This is a genomic window from Rhodococcus sp. NPDC058639 (genome assembly GCF_042717545.1).
In the GTDB taxonomy this organism is placed as follows: Bacteria; Actinomycetota; Actinomycetes; order Mycobacteriales; family Mycobacteriaceae; genus Rhodococcus.
Genome location: NZ_JBHXRF010000019.1, coordinates 1 through 1,869, shown reverse-complemented (window position 1 = coordinate 1,869; position 1,869 = coordinate 1). Strand labels below are relative to the sequence as shown.

Annotated in this window: 1 protein-coding gene; it reads right to left on the bottom strand. The window is 65.3% G+C overall.

The genetic code is table 11. The annotated features are described in order from the left end of the window. On the bottom strand, positions 1-1,869 hold a 1,869-nt coding region (locus tag ACFWU2_RS20775; protein WP_378610148.1), incomplete at both ends, for a condensation domain-containing protein.

The following is a 1,869-nucleotide window of genomic DNA, read 5'->3' as shown; positions in this document are numbered from 1 at the left end:
CGACTCGCCCTCGAACACCACCGCCACCGCATCCGGCGACGCAGCGACCTGCGCATCGAACCGGTCCAGCAACGTTCCTTCGGGCACCGGATGCGACGTATCGTTCCACCGCTCGAGCACCGCACTACGCTCGTCGGCGCCCAGCAGATCGATATCGCCCACCCGCAACGCCGGATCAGCCACTACAGCTTCGAGGATCCGCACGAACCGCTCCGCGAACCCCTCCACCGTCACCGCATCGAACAAATCGGTGGCATAGGTGAACTCCGCACGGAAACCGTCCTCCGCGAACCCCTCCGACAACGTCAACTGCAGGTCGAACTTCGCGATCTGCGCGTCGAAGTCGACACCCGAGACACTCAGACCGGGCAGTTCGAGATGCGCGTCCGCCATATTCTGGAAGGCCAGCATCACCTGGAAGAGCGGATGACGTGCCTGCGAACGCGCAGGATCGAGCACCTCCACCAACCGCTCGAACGGCACATCGGCATGCGCGAACGCTTCGAGATCGACCCCACGTACGGCATCGAGCAGCTCCCCGAACGACACCCCACCGCCGACCGACGTCCGCAATACGAGCGTGTTGACGAACATGCCCACCAGATCATCGAGCGCAGCCTCACCACGCCCCGCGATCGGCGTCCCGATCGCAACATCGGACTGTGCACCCAACCGCGACAGCAACACCGCAAGAGCGGCATGCACCACCATGAAATCCGTTGCACCACTGAGACGGGCGAGATCGGTGATACCCGCACGGACGCGTCGATCGATCGTGAACCCGTGTGACGCACCCCGGTAGCTCGACACCGCCGGGCGAGGCCGATCCGACGGCAACGTCGACTCCTCCGGCAGATCCGCCAAAGCAGTGCGCCAGAACTCGGTTTCCCGCGCCAGCAACGACTCCGGATCCGACTCCTCGCCCAGGACCTCACGCTGCCACAACGTGTAATCCGCATACTGGACTTCCAACGCCGACCACTCCGGGACCGCACCCGCAGCCCGCGCCGCATACGCCGTCACGACATCACGGGTCAGCGGCCCCATCGAGAACCCGTCACTCGAGATGTGATGAACCACCACCACCAGCACATGCTCTTCCGGCGCGACCCGCAACAACCGCACCCTGATCGGAACCTGCTGCGTCACATCGAAACCGGTAGTCACAACCTCCGTGACACGTGCCGGGACCTCGTCGGCGGCGACGTCCTCAACACGCACCTCCACGACCGCGTCGTCGGCACCGAGCACCTTCTGGAAACCGACCCCGTCGACCTCCGGATACACCGTCCGCAACGACTCGTGCCGCGCGACGACATCCGACACGGCCGCCTGCAACGCATCGACATCCAACGATCCCGACAGCCTGATCGCCGCCGGGATGTTGTTCGCCGCCGACCCCGGATCCAACCGGTTGAGGAACCACATCCGCTGCTGCGCCAACGACAACGGCACCTGCGCCGGACGAGCCCGAGCAACCAACGGAACCCCGGCACCCCTACCGGACACCTGCTCCACCCGCACCGCCAGTTCCCCGACAGTCGACGCCTCGAACAACACCCGCACCGGCACCCGAGTACCGAGCGCCGCACCCAGACGCGCCACCACCTGGGTCGCAATCAGCGAGTTACCACCGAGCTCGAAGAAGTTGTCGCCGAGACCGACCCGCTCGAGACCCAACACGTCCGCAAACGTCGACGCCACAATCCGTTCGACGGCGGTCTGCGGCGCCCGGAACTCCCGAGCTTCGAAGACAGGGGAAGGCAACGCCTTCCGGTCCAACTTGCCCGACGAACCCACCGGCAACTCGTCGAGCACCATCAAAACCGACGGCACCATATACGCGGGCAACAACCCCGAGACGAACCC